Origin of the sequence: Siculibacillus lacustris (assembly GCF_004328075.1) — a bacterium.
GTDB lineage: Bacteria > Pseudomonadota > Alphaproteobacteria > Rhizobiales > Ancalomicrobiaceae > Siculibacillus > Siculibacillus lacustris.
In genome coordinates this window covers 1-16,735 of sequence record NZ_SJFN01000007.1, presented here as the reverse complement: position 1 = coordinate 16,735, position 16,735 = coordinate 1, and the positions used below count along the sequence as shown (strand labels likewise).

Genomic DNA, 16,735 nt, shown 5'->3' with positions numbered 1-16,735 from the left:
GTTTCCCACTTCGAATACGCTGTCGAGCACGTTAGAGACCGGCGCCGGCGCGTCAACGCGATACCACCGTCAACGGCGCTCCGGCCGCACCGACGAATGGTGATGCAGCACGCACCAGAGCCCGTTGCGCTCGCCGACGAGTAGGCTGAAGCGCGCCGGGATCCGCGTCTCGCGGGTCCCGCGCGGGCGGTGGAAGTCGTAGAGGCCCGAGACCATCACTTCGCCGCCGGTCAACGCCTGCATCACCGCCTCGCCCATCTCGACCTCGGACAGGCCCGAAAAATAGCCGCCGATCTGCGTTCGCCCGACGAAGAGGAGCGGGCTGGTGGTGCCGTGCAGCGTGGCGTCGTCGGCATAGAGCGCGGTCAGCGCCGCGAGGTCGCCGGCGTTGAACAGCGTGACCCATCGGTCGAGCAGCGCGCGGGCGGCGGCGACGCTGGTGGTGGCGTCCGAGGCGAGGTCGATGGTCGCGGTCACGCGCAGGTCCTTGGTCGGAGGAGCGGGTCGGCGGTCGGCGGCACCGGTCACATGGTCGCACCGATCTGCCAGGGCACGAATTCCGCATCGCCATAGCCGAGCAGTTCCGATTTCGAGCGCCGACCCGAGGCGACGGCGAGGACCATTTCGAAGATCTCCCGGCCCTTCTCGGCGATCGAAACCCCGTCGAGCACGTCGCCGCAGTCGAGGTCCATGTCGTCGCTCATGCGGCGGAAGATCTCGCTGTTGGAGGCGAGTTTGATCGCCGGCGTCGGCTTGCAGCCGTAGGCCGAGCCGCGCCCGGTGGTGAAGCACAGGACGTTGGCGCCGCCGGCGACCTGACCGGTGGCCGACACCGGGTCGTAGCCGGGCGTGTCCATGAACACGAGGCCGCGGCGATCGATCTTCTCGGCGTAGCGATAGACCCCGCGCAGCGTGGTGGTGCCACCCTTGGCGAGCGCGCCGAGCGACTTCTCGAGGATCGTCGTGAGCCCGCCGATCTTGTTGCCGGGTGACGGATTGTTGTTCATTTCCATTCGGTTGCGCGCCGCGTAGTCCTCCCACCAGGCGATCGTCGCCAGCAGTCGGTCGCCGATGGCGGGATCGGCGGCGCGGCGGATCAGCAGGTGTTCGGCGCCGTAGATCTCCGGCGTCTCCGACAGGATCGCGGTGCCTCCGTGGCGCACCAGCAGATCGACCGCGGTTCCCAGCGCCGGATTGGCGGTGATGCCGGAATAGCCGTCGGAGCCGCCGCACTGGAGCGCCAGCCGCAGTTCCGACGCCGGCACGGTCTCGCGGCGGGCCCGACCGATCGCCGGCAGCATCTCGCGGATCGCCGCGACCCCGGCCTCGACCGCCTTGCGGGTGCCGCCGACGTCCTGGATCGTCAGAGTGCGGAAGCGCTCGCTCTCGCTCACCCCGTAGGCGTCCTTCCAATGGTCGATCTGGAACGCCTCGCAGCCGAGGCCGACCATCACCACGCCGCCCATGTTGGGGTTGGTGGCGTAGCCCCATTGGGTGCGCTTGAGGACGTCGTAGCCCTCGCCCTTGGTGTCCATGGCGCAGCCGCCGCCGTGGATCAGCGGGATGATGCCGTCGATGCCGGGATGGTCGTCGAGCACGCCGCTGCGTTGCAGCTCCGCCGCGATGAAGCGGGCGACCGTTGCCGAGCAGTTCACCGAGGTGAGAATGCCGACGTAATTGCGGGTGCCGACGCTGCCGTCGGCGCGGCGGAAGCCCTCGAAGGTCGCCCGCTCACCGAGCGGCAGCACGTCCTCGGGCCGCGCGTCGATGCCGGAGAGATAGTCGCGGTCGAAGTCGCGCATCGTGACGTTGTGCTCGTGCACCCAATCGCCCGGCGCGATCGGCTGCGACGCGAATCCGATGATCTGGCCGAACTTGCGCACCGCCTCGCCCGCGGCGATCGCCGCGGTGGCGATCTTGTGCCCCCGGGGCACGGCGGTGCCGGCGGGGTGGCCCTCGACCGGCACGCCGCGGCCGACGGCATCGGCCGCGACCACGACGTTGTCGTCGCCGTGCAGGCGCACGATCCGTGGACGGGTCGACGTCTTCATTGCTCGCTCAACCACGGTTGTGGACGGCATCGGGGCTCCGTCGACGTTCAAATCAACATTCTAACATGCTAGCATAACACGAAAGACTCGACAAGCCCGATCTCCGGCGACCGCCGCGCTCATGAGGCGCGACGGGCGATCGTCGGGGGCGGGCGAAAATCCGGCGGAGGCGGCGGCGCACATGGCGCCGCGCTGCGGCGGAACGGCGGCAGTCGGGTGGGGAAGCTCCGGCCGGCGATGGCCGAGGACGCGGCGCGCCAGCACGCCCGGACCGGACGGGGGGAGGGCGAAGCCGCCCTCCCGAGGCGTCACGTCCGATGGGAGAACATCGGCTTGCCGGCGACGTCCAGGTCGGCGATCAGGATCTGGGCGCTGCCGGATTCGGTGATGTACAGCGTCTTGTTGTCGGGGCCGCCGTAGGCGACGTTGGTGGTGTGGTTCTCGGCGCAGGTACGGATGCGCCAGACCGGTTCGCCGAGGCGGTCGACCACCCACACCGCACCCATGCCGACATGGGCGATCGCCAGCCGCCCTTCGACGTCCATGGCGACGCCGTCGGGCCCGCCCCAGCCGCCGGAGAGCTGGACGAACAGCCCGACCTTGGCGACGCGGCCGTGCGGCATCAAGGGCACCCGCCAGATGCAGTTGCCCCGGGTGACGGCGACGTAGAGCATCGATTCGTCGAGGTTCATCACCAGCCCGTTGGGGCTGGGGACGTTGTCGAGCAGGCAGTCGACGCGCCCGTCGGGGGTCACCCGGAACACTCGGCCGGTCGGATCGTGCAATCCGGTCAGGCCCTGGTCGGTGAAGTAGAGATCGCCGTTGGCGGCGAAGAACAGGTCGTTGACCGCCTTGAACCGCTCGATGCCGTTGCGCACGAGATACGGCTTCACCACGCCGTTGACCGGGTCCATCTCCATGATGCCGTGCTTGTAGTCGGCGATGAAGATGCGGCCGTCCCGGTGGAACTTGAGACCGTTGGGCCAGCCGTCGTATTCGGCCATGACGTGGAAGGTGCCGCTCGGATCGACCTTGAGGATGCGGCCGTTGGGCAGGTCGACGCACCACAGATTGCCGTCGCGATCGAACGACGGCCCTTCCAGGAGCGACGACGGCGGGGTGCCGCCGGGTTGGCCGCGGACCCATTCGTTGTCGGGCCCGGCGGTGCGCAATTCGTCGGGCAGGCGGGCGAAGACCCGGGTCGGCAGGTCCTGGGGTGGTTTGAAGAACATCGGGGCTCCTCCGGTCAGACGCGAGCGTCGATGGTGCCGCGGGTCAGCACCAGCGACGAGACCACGCCGATCACCAGCAGACAGCCGGCGATGACGAAGGCCAGGTCGAAGTTGCCGGTCGCGGCGATGACGTAGCCGGTGATGATCGGCGCCAGCAGGCCGAACACGTTGCCGCCGAACACCTGCATGCCGGTGGCGGTGCCGATGTCGGCGGGCGACTTCAACACGTCGTTGAGCAGCGCGAAGTTCAGCGAGATCGCCGACGACACGCCGGTCAGCGCCACGGTGATCAGCAAGAGGATCGTCGGCACCGAATTGGTGGTCGGAACCAGCAGGATCACCGAACCGAGCAGCATCATCGCCGCCACCATCAGGCGACGGCGGCCGGTGGTCACGACGTGGCCGGTCAGCAGCCGGTCGCTGACCCGGCCGAGCAGGATGCCGAGCACCACCGCGCCGAGATAGGGCACCGCCATCAACGTGGCGCTGGCGAGCAGGCCGATCCCCTTCTGGGTCTGCAGGTAGCCCGGCAGCCAGGTCAGGAACAGGTACTGCGTGTAGACGCCGCAGCCTTGGGTCAGCATGATTCCCCACAGCGTCGGCGCACCGATCAGGCCGGCGATGCCGAGCGCCGGGGTGCCGGCCGGCAGATCGGAGCCGGCGTTGCGCTCGCGCAGGATCAGCGCGCGCTCTTCCGGGTCGAGCCAGGGAGTGAGTTCGGGGACGCGGTAGCGCATCAGCCACGCCGCCAGCCACACGAAGCCGATCGCGCCGCAGACGAAGAAGGCGATGCGCCAACCGGCGGCGGCGACCAGCGCGCCGATCACGATCGAGCCGATCGCCGGACCGAAATAGGCGCCGCTGTTGAAGATCGACATCGCCAGACCGCGCTCGCTCGCCGGCATCCATTCGCGGATGACGCGATTGCCGGCCGGGTAGGAGGTCGATTCGCCGACGCCCATCGCCAGGCGGGTGGCGATCAGCGTGCCGAAGCCGCCGGCCAGCCCGGTGAACACCGTCGCCAGCGACCACAGTCCGATGCCCGCGGCATTGACCGCGCGGGTGCCGACCCGATCGACGATCATGCCCATCGGGATCAGGCACAGGACGTAGAGCCACAGGAACGACGAGAACATGTAGCCGAGCTGCACCGGCGACAGGCCGAACTCGGCGGCGATCGGCTTGGCCGACACCGACAGCGCGACGCGGTCGACGTAGTTGATGCTGCTCAGGAAGAACAAGAAAACCAGAATCCAGACGCGTTTGTTTTTCATGACGTTTCCCCCTCGTTTCCTGGTCGGCCGGCGGGTTCGATCGCCCGCCTCGACCCTCGATGCGCCCGGTTCGGGCGGCGCCGGCCTCCGGTCGGCGCAGGCCGCCCTCCGCGCGCCGGCACCCGCGTCGCCCGACGGGCATGCGGGACACGGGACGGCGGCGGCGTCACGGCGGGCGCGACCGCGTCTCGGGCGGGCGGCCGGCCGCGGGTTCGTCGCACGTCGCGATGAACATTCTAGCATGCTAGCATTGCGAACAGCCCACGACAACCCGGCATCCGGCGAGGGCCGGACCGGGGTCGAGGCGGCGCACCGATCGGCTCAGCCGGGGACGATTTCCTGGAAATGGGCGAGGTAGGGCGCCAGCATCGCCGGCGTGATCTCGATCCCGAGCCCCGGTCCGGTCGGCACCGACACGGTGCCGTCGGCGTTGACCACCGGACGTCCGGCGAGATCGAGCAGCGGGTTGGGGCCGACGTCGTATTCGAGGTAGGGGAACGGCAGGGCCGCACCGCAGCGATGGGCGGGCAGCGTCGCCGCCAGATGCAGCGCGGCGTGGAAGTTGATGGTGCTGCCCCACACGTGCGGCACCACCGGGCGATGGTGCAATTCGGCGAGCGCGACGACGCGCAGCACGCCGGTGAGGCCGCCGCACAGCGCGATGTCGGGCTGCAGCACGTCGAGGCACCCCTCGGCGAGGAAGGGCAGGAACTGCCCGGCATGGCCGAAGGTCTCGCCGCCGGCCAGCGCCGGTCGCACCCGTCCCGCCAGCAGCGCGTAGCCGGCGACGTCGGCCGGCTGCGCCGGTTCCTCGATCCACAGGAGATCGGCACCCTCCATCCGCAGCGCCGCCTCGAGTGCGGCGCGGGGCGGATAGGACTGGTTGAAGTCGAGCATCAGCGTCCGGTCGGGCCCGATCTGCCGACGCACGGCCAGCGCCGTCGCCACGTCGTCGGCGAGGGCGAAGCCGCTGCGGATCTTGATGGCGCGAAAGCCGGTCGCCAGATAGCCGTCGATCTCGCGCGCGAAGTCGCGGTAGGGATGGCCGCCGGGCTTGAAGAACGGGCCCGACGCGTAGGTCGGGATCCGGTCGCGCAGCGCCCCGCCGAGCACGGTCGACAGGGGCACGCCCCGGCGCCGTGCGGCGAGATCGTGGAGCGCCATGTCGAGGGCCGCGACGGCCATCCGGGCGATGCCCTGCCGGTCGGCATGGCCGGCGCCGCACATCGCCAGCCACAGCCGCCCGGTGTGGGCCGGATCCTGGCCCAGCACCTGCGGCGCCAGTTTGGTGGCGATCACCACCGCCGCCGCCGCCGGCTCGGCCCAGGTCTCGCCCCAGCCCGAGAGCCCGTCGTCGCCGACCACCTCGACCACCAGGGTCTCACGGCGGTCGAAGACCATCAGGGCGTTGCCGATCGGTTCGGGCAGGCGCGCGGCGAGGTGATGGAGCCGAATGGCGACGACGCTCATGCCCGCGTCTCCACCGCGAGGTTCGGACGACGCACCAACTCGTGCATCATGGCGCCGAGGACCAGGATGGCGCAGGCGGTGGCGGCCATCGCCGCGGCGAGCACCAGCATGGCGCCGCCGAAGCCGCCGGTGAGGTCCTTCATGAAGCCGATCACCGCCGGTCCGAAGAAGCCACCGGTACTGCCGACCGAGTTGATCAGCGCCAGCCCGGCCGCCGCCGCCGCCCCGGTGAGCAGGCGGGTCGGGAAGTACCAGATGTTCGGCGAGGCGCCGCCGATGCCGGCCGCGCCGATGGTCAGGCCGATCAGGCCGATGATCGGCGACGGCGCGACCGCGGCCAGCACGAAGCCGGCGGCGCTGGCCAGGAACGGACCGGCGGTGTGCCACACCCGTTCGCCGGTGCGATCGGCGTGGCGGCCGACCACCACCATCGAGATCGCCATGAAGGCGGCGGGAATGGCGGTGACGAATCCGGTCTGCAACGTGGTCAGACCGAAGGCCTGCACGAACTGCGGCATCCAGATGGCGATGCCGGTGGTGCCCCACACCAACCCGACGGCGATCAGGCACATCAGCAGCACGCGCGGATCGGACAGCGCCCGGCCGATCGAGAAGCGGCCGGCGACTTCCTGTTCGGCGCGCTCGCTCGCCAGCTTGGCGACCAGCCAGTCGCGTTCCTCGGCGGGCAGGAAGTCGGCCTTGTCCGGCGAATCCGGCAGTTTGAACAGCACCACGAAGCCCATGATCAGCGCCGGCAGCCCCTCGATCACGAACATCCACTGCCAGCCGGCGAGGCCGTGCAGACCGTTGAGATAGGTGATCACCAGGCCCGACACCGGCGCGCCGATCACCGACGAGATCGGCACCGCGATGTTGAACAGCGCGAACATGCCGACCCGGTAGCGACGCGGGAACCACAGGCTCATGAAGAAGATCATGCCGGGGAAGAACCCGGCTTCGGCGGCGCCGAGCAGCACCCGCACGGAATAGAAGCTGGTGGTGTCCCAGACGAAGGCGGTCATCGCCGACAGGAGACCCCAGGTGATCAGGATGCGGGCGATCCACCGCCGCGCGCCGAAGCGCACCAGGAGCAGGTTGCTCGGCAGTTCACACAGGACATAGCCGAGGAAGAAGATCCCGGCGCCGAAGCCGAAGGCCGAGGCCGAGAATCCGAGGTCGCGGTTCATCGTCTGCGCGGCGAAACCGATGTTCACGCGGTCGAGAAAGGCCGCGAAATAGCAGGGCAGCAGGATGGGCAGAATGCGCCAGGCCACTTTGGCGATGACGTCGGGCCGATCATTCATGACGTTCTCCCTCGAGACGGCGACTTCCGTCGCTCTTCGGTTCGACGGCGAGTATCCAATGATTGATCTTTTCGGACAAATCGGTTGTTTGGAACGAGTCACATTGGGATAATCAAACTATGCGAGTCACCCTGGCCCAGCTCGAGGCGTTCTTCTGGACCGTGCAGCTCGGCTCGGCGGGCCGCGCGGCGCAGCATCTCGCCATCTCCCAGCCGACCATGTCGCTGCGCCTGAAGGACCTCGCCGAGGCGGTCGGCTGCGAGCTGTTCGAGCGCAACGGGCGCGGCTTGCGAGTCACCGCCGACGGGCGCGCGCTGTTGCCGCGGGTCGAGGCGATCATGGCCGAGCTGCGCCAGATCAGCGGTCGCGACCCGCATCTCGACGTGGCCGGCGCGGTGCGGATCGGTCTGGCCGAGGGCTTCGCCGTCACCTGTCTGTCGCCGCTGCTGACGGCGCTTCAGGAGGACTACCCGACGATGCAGCCGGAATGGGTGGTCTCCACCAGCACCACGCTGGAATCGGCGCTGATGCGCGACGCGCTCGATCTCGCCGTGCTGCTCAATCCGGTCGGCGATGACCGCATGCGCCTGACCCCGCTCGGCGCCCAGCCGACCAGTTGGGTCGCACCGGCCACATGGGCATTCGGGCGGGCGGTGACGCCGAAGGACCTGCAGGATCTGCCGGTGATCTCCAACCCGCAGCCGTCGGCCATGCATCGCCAGATCACCGGTTGGTTCGCCACCGCCGGGCTCGAACCGGCGCGGCTCAGCCTGTGCACCAGCGTCGCGGTGATCGCCGAACTGGTCGCCGGCGGGATCGGCGCCGGTCTGTTGCCGGTGCGCATGGTCGAGCGACATGTCGCCGCAGGCACCATGCAATATCTCGTCACCAACCCGACGGTCCTCAACGGCCGCCTCTACGTCGGCGTCCGCACCGGCGTCGACGACCCCAAGACCCGCGCCGTCGCCCGCACCATCGGGCGGGTCCTCCAGAGCATCGACTATCTGCAGACCTGACCGCGGCGATCGCCGCACCGTGCGCGCATCGCAAGCGGCGACGGTCAGCGGATCGTCTCGCCCACCGTCACCGCGACCCGCACCAGCGCCGAGATCAGCGGCGACATCGTCTCGCGGTGATAGGCGACACCGACCGTCATCTGGGGGGCCGGTCCGTCGAGGGTGCGGAACGTCGCCATCGGGCGGATGAAGTGCTGGACCTCGGAGGCGATGAATCCGACGCCGAAGCCGCAGGCCGCCATCGCCACGATCGATTGCGCCGGATAGGTCTCGATCACCGATTCCGGGCTGACGCCGACTTCGGCGCACATCCCGAGGATGCCGTCGTAGAGGCGCGGGCCGATCCGGCGCGGAAACAGGATGAACCGTTCGCGGGCCAGATCGGCCAGTCGGATCTTCGGTTCGGCGGCGAGCCGATGGCTCGACGGCAGCACCACGTCGAAGGGAATGCGGGTGATCTCCCGGCAGATCAACGCATCGTCGACCACCGGCGGGTGGACGATGCCGACGTCGATGGCGTGGGCGAGCAGCGCCTCCTCCTGTTCGGCCGTGGTCATCTCGCGGCAGACCAGATTGACCTGGGGTTGCTCGCGGGCGAAGGCCGCGACGATCTCCGGAAACAGGATGTAGAGCGCCGGGGTGGTGACGCCGACGGTCAATTCGCCGATCGTCCCGTGCTCGATCCGTCGGGCGAGATCCGCCGCCCGGTCCATGTGCGCGACGATGTGGCGCGCCTCCTGGACGAAGGCTTCGCCGGCCCGGGTCAGCGAGACGTGGCGCTTGGTGCGGTAGACGAGTTTGGCGCCAATCTGCTCCTCGAGGGCGCGCAGATGCTGGCTCATCGCCGGCTGCGTCATGTGACAACGCAGCGCGGCGCGATCGAAATGCAGCTCCTCGGACAGCGCGAGGAACGAAATCAGTCGCTTTCGGTCCATGCCCACTGATTGCGATCGCTGATCAAAAAATCAAGACAAATAATTGGACGGCATGAAAGGGATCCCCTCTACTCACCGCCAGGAGGAAACAACAAAATGAAGATCCTCTTGGTCGGCGAAGCCGCCAATCACGCGGGAAAACTCCGCGCCGAATTGAAAATCCCCACCGATGTGGTCGCTCTGCCGCGAGAAGCGGCGAGCGACCCGGCCTTCGACGACGCCATCGGCCCCGAGGACGTGGTGGTGTCGTTGCGCTTCCGCCGTCCGGCCGGCGCACCGCCCTTCCGCCTGCTGCACGTCCCTGGCGCCGGACTCGACGGCATCGATCTCGCCACGCTTCATCCCGGCTGCGCGGTCTGCAACGTCTTCGAGCACGAGATCCCGATCGCCGAATACGTCCTCGCCGCGCTGCTCGAATGGCGGGTCGGGCTTGGCCGGATGCGCGCAGCCTTCACGCCGCAGAGCTGGTCCGACCTCTATCGCGACCGCCCGCCCCACGGCGAGATCCACGGCGCCACCCTCGGAATCGTCGGTTTCGGCCGGATCGGCCGCGCCATCGCGGCGCGGGCCCGCGCCTTCGGGATGCGCATCGTCGCGGTCGACGCCTTCGCCGGCGACGGCGGCGGCCTCGCCGATCTGGTGCTGCCGCCGGCGGCGCTCGCCGAGATGCTGGCCGAGGCCGACTTCGTGGTCGTCGCCTGTCCGCTCACCGAGGCGACCCGCGGTCTCTTCGGCGACGCTCAGTTCGCGGCGATGAAACCCTCCGCGGTGTTCCTCGACGTCTCGCGCGCCGAGATCGCCGACGAGGACGCCTTGTACCGCGCGCTGGAGAGCCGTCGCATCGCCGGCGCCTTCCTCGACGTCTGGTATCGCTACCCGACCGACGCGTCGGAGCAGGTGCCGCCCTCGACCCGTCCCTTCCACGATCTCCCCAACGTCTTCGCCACCCCCCATTCCTCGGCCTGGACCGACGCTCTGCCGGGGCGTCGCTACGCGGTGATCGCCGAGAACATCCGTCGTCTCGTCGTCGGCGAGCCGCTTCTCAATCTCGTCCGCGCGGCCTCCTGACGCCGCGTGGACGCTACCGCCAGAGAGACAGCATGTCGTTCCCGATCGCCATCACCGGCGTGAAGACGCTGGTCGTCAACGCCGAAATGCGCAACTGGATCTTCGTCAAGATCGAAACCGACCAGGACGGTCTGTTCGGTTGGGGCGAAGCCTCGCTCAACTGGAAGACCCGCGCCGTCACCGGGGCGGTCGAAGATCTCGCGCCGCTGATCCTCGGTCGCGATCCCCGCGACATCGAGCAGATCGTCCGGGTGCTGAAGAAGCACAGCTACTACCGGCTCGGCATCATCGGTGCGACCGCGATCAGCGGCATCGAACACGCGCTGTGGGACATCTTCGGCAAGTCGGTCGGCCTGCCGGTGTGGCGGCTGCTCGGCGGCCAGACCCGCGACAAGGTCCGCGTCTACACCCATCTCGGCCTCGGCGACATGAAGTCGGTCTACGAGACCTTCGATCCCGGCGCCCTGCGCGACAAGGCCCTCGCCGTGGTCGAGAAGGGCTACGACGCCCTGAAGGTGGTGTTCATTCCCTATTCCGGCCACAGCGTCGGCATCGGCGCACGCCGCCACGTCGGCCGACTGATGAAGACCCTGCGCGAGGCGGTCGGCGACGACGTCGACATCATGATCGACTTCCATGGCCGCCCCGCCTCGACCGCGGTGGCGCTGCAGTTCATCGAGGAGCTGGCGCCCTACGGGCCGATGTTCTGCGAAGAGCCGGTGCAGCCGGGCGACACCGAAGCGCTGCGGATCGTCACCGAGCGCGCCGGCTGCCCGATCGCCTCGGGCGAACGGCTGGTCGGCTTCGAAGAGTTCGAGCCGCTGTTCCGGCAGAACGCCCTGCACATCATCCAGCCCGACCTCAACCACACCGGCGGCATCCTCGAGGGCAAGCGCATCGCCGCGGCCGCCGATCAGGCGATGATGGGTGTCGCGCCGCACAATCCCAACGGCCCGATCGCCGGGGCCGCCGCCCTCCACTTCGACGTCGCCACGCCGAACTTCGTCATCCAGGAGGAGATGAGCGGCGCCGTGCCCTGGTACGACGACGTCGTGCGGGTGCCGATGCGGCGGACGGGCAGCTACTGGGCGGTGCCCGAGGCCCCCGGTCTCGGTGTCGAGATCGACGAGCGGGAAGCGGCCAAGCATCCCTTCGTGCCCGAGGTGTTTCACACCAAGGGTGCGGTCCTGCCCGACGGAACCATCGTGGATTGGTGAACGGTGATGAACAGAACGTCCTTCAGCCTACCCGGCGGCGTCTACAATGCCGTTCCCCCGCGCATCGTCTTCGGCGCCGGATCGCTCGCCCAGGTCCTCGACGAAGTGGAGCACACCGGCGCGCGCCGCGCCCTGGTTCTCTCCACCCCCGGACGCGGCTTCCTGGCGGAGCGCGTCGCCGGGCTCCTCGGTGAGCGTTGCGTCGGCATCCTGCGCGACGCCGTGTCGCAGGTGCCGATCGAGATCGCCGTCGCGGCCCGTGAAAAGGCCCAGGCGATGGGCGCCGACTGCCTGGTCTCGGTCGGCGGCGGCGCCTCGATCGGCCTCGGCAAAGGCATCGCGCTCGGCCTGCCGCTGCCGATCGTGGCGATCCCCACGACCTACTCGGGCTCGGAGATGACCGGCTTCTGCGGCATCACCATCGACGGGGTCAAGCGGATGCACACCAGCCTCGACATGCTGGCCTCCGCGGTGATCTACGACCCGGAGCTCACCGCCACCCTGCCGGCCGACGTCGGCGCGGCGAGCGCCCTGAACGCGCTCGCCCACTGCGTCGACGCGATCTACGTGCCGACGGTCAGCCCGATGATGGCCCTCGCCGCGATCGACGGCGCCCGCGTCCTGCTCGACGCGCTGCCGCGGGTCGCCGCCGACCCGACCGACCTCGCCGCGCGCAGCGATCTCCTCTACGGTGCGATGCTCGGCGGCGCCGCGTTGACCGGCGGTTTCGCGCTCCAACACGGCCTCGCCCACACCCTGGGCGGCAGCTTCGGCATCTCCCATGGCCTCGCCCATGCGCTCGTGCTGCCGCACGTCGCCGCCTACAACGCCCGCTTCGCCGCCGATCGGCTCGCCCCGCTGATCGCGAGCATCCCCGGCGGCAATCTCGGCCGCGCCATCTTCGACACCATGGTCGCCACCGGCCTGCCGACCAGCCTCGCCGCGGTCGGCTTCGACCGGGGCGACATCGACCGCGCCGCCGCGATCACCGTCGAGACCGACAACGGGCTGAACCCCGCGCCGATCACCCGCGACGCCGTCCGCGCCATCCTGGAGGACGCCTTCGCCGGCCGCCGGCCGTGAACATCCGGCGCCGCCCCCTCGACGGGACGGCGCCCTCCATCGAAAAATCAGAAACGAACGGGAGGGATTGCCATGATCAAATCAACGACCTCGTCTCCGGTCTCGGGTTTCGGCCCGTCGCGACGGGCGGTTCTCGTCGGACTCGGCGCCGCCGGTCTCTCGGCGCCGTGGATCTCGCAGGCGCGCGCCGCCGAATTCGAATGGAAGTTCGGCCACGGCTTTCCCGCCAGTCATCCGGTCCACGTCCATGCCGCCGCGGCGGCCACGACGATCCGTGAGGCGACCGGCGGGCGGGTGAAGATCGACGTCTTCCCCAACAGCCAGCTCGGCGGCGACAGCGACCTGCTCAGCCAGGTGCGCTCCGGCGGCGTCGACTTCTTCTCCACCGGCGGTCTGATCTTCGCCACGGTGGTGCCGATCGCCGCGATCAGCGGCACCGGCTTCGCCTTCACCGACGCCGGCGCGGTCTGGACGGCGATGGACGGCGACCTCGGCGCCTACATCCGCACCGGCTTCGAAAAGGCCGGACTGCACGCCTTCGATCGCATCTGGAACAACGGCTTCCGCCAGATCACCACGTCGAGCAAGCCGATCACCGGCCCGCAGGATCTCGTCAACTTCAAGATCCGGGTTCCGGTCAGCCAGGTCTACATTTCGCTGTTCAAGGCTCTCGGCGCCTCGCCGACCAGCATCAATCTCGCCGAGGTCTATACCGCGCTGCAGACCCGGGTGGTCGACGGCCAGGAAAATCCGCTGGTGGTCGCCGAGTCCGCGAAGTTCTACGAGGTCCAGAAATACTGCTCGCTGACCAATCACGTCTGGGACGGTTCGTGGATCGTCATGAACGCCAAGACCTGGCGCAGCGCTCCCGACGACGTCAAGGCGGCGGTCGCCAAGGGCTTCGACGACGCCAGCCTGCGCCAGCGCGAGGCGGTCACCAAGACCAACAAGGACCTCGAGGAGTCGCTGAAGAGCAAGGGCGTGACCTTCAACGCGACCCAGCCGGAACCCTTCCGCGAAGCGCTGCGCAAGGCCGGCTTCTATGCCGATTGGAAGAACCGCCACGGTGAGGAAGCCTGGTCGTTGCTCGAAAAGTCCGTCGGACGACTGGCATGAGCCCCCGGTCGGCCGGCCCCGCCGGCGCTGCCGCCGCAGCGCTCGCGGGGAAACCCCCCTTCCTCCGGGGCGTCGCGCGGATCGACGGCTGGTTCGCGGCGGTGATCGAAGCGATCGTCGCCCTTCTGGTGGCCGTCGAGATCGTCGTCCTGTTCGTCGGCGTGGTCGCGCGCTACCTGTTCCAGGCGCCGATCGTCTGGACCGACGAATTCGCGGCGATCGCCTTCATCTGGCTCGCCATGCTCGGGGCGGTCGTCGCCCTGCAGCGCGGCGAGCACATGCGGATGACCGCGCTGGTCGCCAAGGCCGGACCGCGCACCGCCGCCTTCGTCGAGGCACTGACCGCCGCGGCGGCGATCGCCTTCCTCGTCCTGGTGCTCCAGCCGGCGATCGAATTCACCCTCGACCAGATGGTGGTGGTGACGCCGGCGCTGGAGATCTCCGACGCCTGGCGGGCGGCGGCGGTCTCGGTCGGGGTGGTGGCGATGCTGATCGTGTCGCTCCTGCGCCTCGCGCGCGCCGCCGACCTGCGCACCGCCTTCTTCGCCATCTTCGTGGTGGCGGCGATCTGCATCGCCTTCTGGCTCGCCAGCCCGCTGTTGAGCGGCCTCGGCAAGGCCAATCTGCTGATCTTCTTCGTGGTGATCGTGATGGCCCAGGTGTTCGCCGGCATTCCGATCGCCTTCAGCTTCGGGCTCGCCGCCTTCGGCTATCTGGCGACCACGACGCGGGTGCCGCTGACCGTCCTGGTCGGCCGCATGGACGAGGGCATGGGGCATCTGATCCTCCTCGCCGTGCCGTTGTTCGTCTTCCTCGGCCTGCTGATCGAGATGACCGGCATGGCCCGGGCGATGGTCGGCTGTCTCGCCAATCTGCTCGGCCACGTCCGCGGCGGACTGCAGTATGTGCTGGTCGCGGCGATGTATCTGGTCTCCGGGATCTCCGGCTCGAAGGCGGCCGACATGGCGGCGGTCGCGCCGGTGCTGTTCCCCGAGTTGCAGGCGCGCGGTCGCAGCCGCGGCGAACTCGTCGCCCTGCTCGCCGCCACCGGCGCCCAGACCGAGACCATCCCGCCGTCGATCGTCCTGATCACCGTCGGCTCGGTCACCGGCGTGTCGATCGCCGCGTTGTTCACCGGCGGTCTCCTGCCGGGCCTGGTCCTGGCGGCGACCCTCTGTGCGGTGGTCTGGCACGGCGCGCGCCGGGAAGACCTGTCGGGCGTCCGTCGCCCGCCGTGGGGCGAGGTCGGCCGCGGCTTCGTCGTGGCGATTCCGGCGATCGCCCTGCCGTTCGTCATCCGCTGGGCGGTGGTCGGCGGCGTGGCGACCGCGACCGAAGTCTCGACCATCGGCATCGCCTACGCGACGCTCGCCGGGCTGTTCGTCTATCGCCAGTTCCCCTGGCGCCGGCTCGGGCCGATGCTGGTCGAGACCGCGGCCCTGTCCGGAGCGATCCTCCTGATCATCGGCACGGCGACGGCGATGGCCTAGTGCATCACCCGCTCGGGCTTCTCCGAAGATCTCGCGCGGGCGATGCAGTCGCTGCCCGGCGGGGCGGTGACCTTCATGATCGTCTCGGTGATCGCCTTCGTGGTGCTCGGATCGGTGCTGGAGGGCATCCCGGCGATCGTCCTGTTCGGACCCTTGCTGTTCCCGATCGCCCGCTCGGTCGGCATTCACGAGGTCCACTATGCGATGGTGGTGGTCCTGGCCATGGGTCTCGGCCTGTTCTCGCCGCCGTTCGGCGTCGGCTTCTACGTCGCCTCGGCGATCGGCCGCGCCGATCCGGCCGAAGCGATGCGACCGATCGTCCGCTACATGGTGGCGCTCGCCATCGGCTTAGCCCTGGTCGCCGCGATCCCGTGGATCTCGGTCGGCTTCCTGTGATCGCGCCGGCGCGCTGCCCCCGGTGACGCCCGTCGAGGAAAAAGCGGAGCCCCGTCCGGTCCGAGGGGATCGGCGCGGACGGAGCTCCGAGTGCGTCGGTCACTGGGCGGCGCGGCCGACGAGGGTCGCGACCGGCTGCGGCAGAGCGGCGGTCGCGGGGGCGGGCGGGCTCGGGCGTTCGGCGAGTTCGACGAAGGCGCGGCCGTAATAGCTGTCGATCAGGATCGCTTCGAGTTCGGCGATCAGCGGAAACCGCGGATTGGCGCCGGTGCACTGGTCGTCGAAGGCCTCGACGGCGATCCGGCCGACCGCCGCCAGGAACGCCGCCTCCGGCACGCCGGCGTCGCGGATCGAAGCCGGGATGCCGAGATGCGCCTTCAACTCCTCGACCCAGGCGATCAGCCGGTTGACCGATCGCTCGACCTTCGGCGCGGTGTAGGCGCCGGGTTCGCCGAGACCCAGGTGATCGACGATCTCGGCGTAGCGCCGCCGTGCCTGCGGCCGGTCGTATTGTGAAAACGCCGTCTGCTTGGTCGGATTGTCGACCGCGTTGTAGCGGATGACGTTGGCGATCAAGAGCGCGTTGGCGAGGCCGTGCGGCAGATGGAAGGCGGCGCCGAGCTTGTGGGCCATCGAGTGGCAGACGCCGAGGAAGGCGTTGGCGAAGGCGACGCCGGCGATGGTCGCGCCGATGTGGACCTTCTCCCGCGCCACCGGGTCGAGGGCGCCCTTGGAATAGCTGTCGGGCAGATGGTCCTTGAGCAGCTTCAGGGCCTGCAGCGCCTGGCCGTCGGTGAACTCGTTGGCCATCACCGAGGCATAGGCCTCGAGCGCGTGGGTCACCGCATCGATGCCGCCGAAGGCGGTCAGCGACTTCGGCATGTTCATGACGAAGTTGGCGTCGACCACCGCCATGGTCGGGGTCAGCTCGTAGTCGGCGAGCGGGTACTTCATGCCGGTGACGTCGTCGGTGACCACCGCGAAGGGGGTGACCTCCGAGCCGGTGCCCGAGGTGGTCGGGATCGCCACCAGCTCCGCCTTCACGCCGAGCTTGGGGAACTTGTAGATGCGCTTGCGGATGTC

13 protein-coding genes and 1 pseudogene are annotated in these 16,735 nt (G+C 69.3%); 6 read left to right on the top strand and 8 right to left on the bottom strand.

Translation table 11 applies throughout. The annotated features are described in order from the left end of the window. Nucleotides 1-69: 69 nt before the first annotated feature. The 6 genes from EYW49_RS22950 to EYW49_RS06150 all read right to left on the bottom strand — a co-directional run bounded on the left by EYW49_RS22950 (nt 70) and on the right by EYW49_RS06150 (nt 7,331). Complete coding sequence (locus EYW49_RS22950; RefSeq protein WP_165498147.1) at nt 70-477, bottom strand: nuclear transport factor 2 family protein; 408 nt, start codon at nt 475-477, stop codon at nt 70-72. A 47-nt stretch (nt 478-524) separates the two neighbouring features. After that, nucleotides 525-2,051 (bottom strand): UxaA family hydrolase, encoded by a 1,527-nt coding sequence (locus EYW49_RS06170; RefSeq protein ID WP_131307287.1) that lies wholly within the window; start codon nt 2,049-2,051, stop codon nt 525-527. 308 nt (nt 2,052-2,359) lie between these two features. Beyond that, nucleotides 2,360-3,283, bottom strand: a complete 924-nt coding sequence (locus EYW49_RS06165; RefSeq protein ID WP_131307285.1) for an SMP-30/gluconolactonase/LRE family protein — start codon at nt 3,281-3,283, stop codon at nt 2,360-2,362. Between the two features lie 14 nt (nt 3,284-3,297). Then, complete coding sequence (locus EYW49_RS06160; RefSeq protein WP_131307283.1) at nt 3,298-4,557, bottom strand: MFS transporter; 1,260 nt, start codon at nt 4,555-4,557, stop codon at nt 3,298-3,300. 321 nt (nt 4,558-4,878) lie between these two features. Next, a complete protein-coding gene (locus tag EYW49_RS06155) occupies nt 4,879-6,027 on the bottom strand; it encodes a mandelate racemase/muconate lactonizing enzyme family protein (protein WP_131307281.1) in 1,149 nt (382 codons plus the stop codon). Next, on the bottom strand, nt 6,024-7,331 hold the full coding sequence (locus tag EYW49_RS06150) for an MFS transporter (protein ID WP_131307279.1): 1,308 nt from the start codon (nt 7,329-7,331) through the stop codon (nt 6,024-6,026). The genes EYW49_RS06155 and EYW49_RS06150 overlap by 4 nt, the downstream gene beginning before the upstream one ends. Nucleotides 7,332-7,450: 119 nt before the next feature. Here EYW49_RS06150 and EYW49_RS06145 point away from each other — a divergent pair, with 119 nt between their 5' ends. Continuing rightward, entirely contained in the window at nt 7,451-8,347 is an 897-nt protein-coding gene (locus EYW49_RS06145; protein ID WP_131307277.1) for a LysR family transcriptional regulator, read from the top strand. Between the two features lie 44 nt (nt 8,348-8,391). Here the strand turns inward: EYW49_RS06145 and EYW49_RS06140 are convergent, their stop codons facing one another. After that, the gene (locus EYW49_RS06140; RefSeq protein ID WP_131307274.1) at nt 8,392-9,282 is read right to left on the bottom strand and encodes a LysR family transcriptional regulator; all 891 of its coding nucleotides are present in this window, start codon (nt 9,280-9,282) and stop codon (nt 8,392-8,394) included. A gap of 96 nt (nt 9,283-9,378) precedes the next feature. Between EYW49_RS06140 and EYW49_RS06135 the strand changes: the two genes are divergently transcribed. The 5 genes and pseudogenes from EYW49_RS06135 to EYW49_RS06115 all read left to right on the top strand — a co-directional run bounded on the left by EYW49_RS06135 (nt 9,379) and on the right by EYW49_RS06115 (nt 15,652). Next, nucleotides 9,379-10,350 (top strand): NAD(P)-dependent oxidoreductase, encoded by a 972-nt coding sequence (locus EYW49_RS06135; RefSeq protein WP_131307272.1) that lies wholly within the window; start codon nt 9,379-9,381, stop codon nt 10,348-10,350. 32 nt (nt 10,351-10,382) lie between these two features. Continuing rightward, nucleotides 10,383-11,567: an enolase C-terminal domain-like protein gene (locus EYW49_RS06130; RefSeq protein WP_228259511.1), complete on the top strand. Its 1,185-nt coding sequence runs from the start codon at nt 10,383-10,385 to the stop codon at nt 11,565-11,567. A gap of 6 nt (nt 11,568-11,573) precedes the next feature. Then, a complete protein-coding gene (locus EYW49_RS06125; RefSeq protein ID WP_131307270.1) occupies nt 11,574-12,650 on the top strand; it encodes a maleylacetate reductase in 1,077 nt (358 codons plus the stop codon). 72 nt (nt 12,651-12,722) lie between these two features. After that, nucleotides 12,723-13,766, top strand: a complete 1,044-nt coding sequence (locus EYW49_RS06120; RefSeq protein ID WP_131307268.1) for a TRAP transporter substrate-binding protein — start codon at nt 12,723-12,725, stop codon at nt 13,764-13,766. After that, a pseudogene (locus tag EYW49_RS06115) lies at nt 13,763-15,652 on the top strand (TRAP transporter large permease). The gene EYW49_RS06120 and the pseudogene EYW49_RS06115 overlap by 4 nt, the downstream one beginning before the upstream one ends. Before the next feature lie 99 nt (nt 15,653-15,751). Here the strand turns inward: EYW49_RS06115 and EYW49_RS06110 are convergent. Beyond that, the coding region (locus EYW49_RS06110) for an iron-containing alcohol dehydrogenase (protein ID WP_131307266.1) at nt 15,752-16,735 on the bottom strand (984 nt) is incomplete at its 5' end.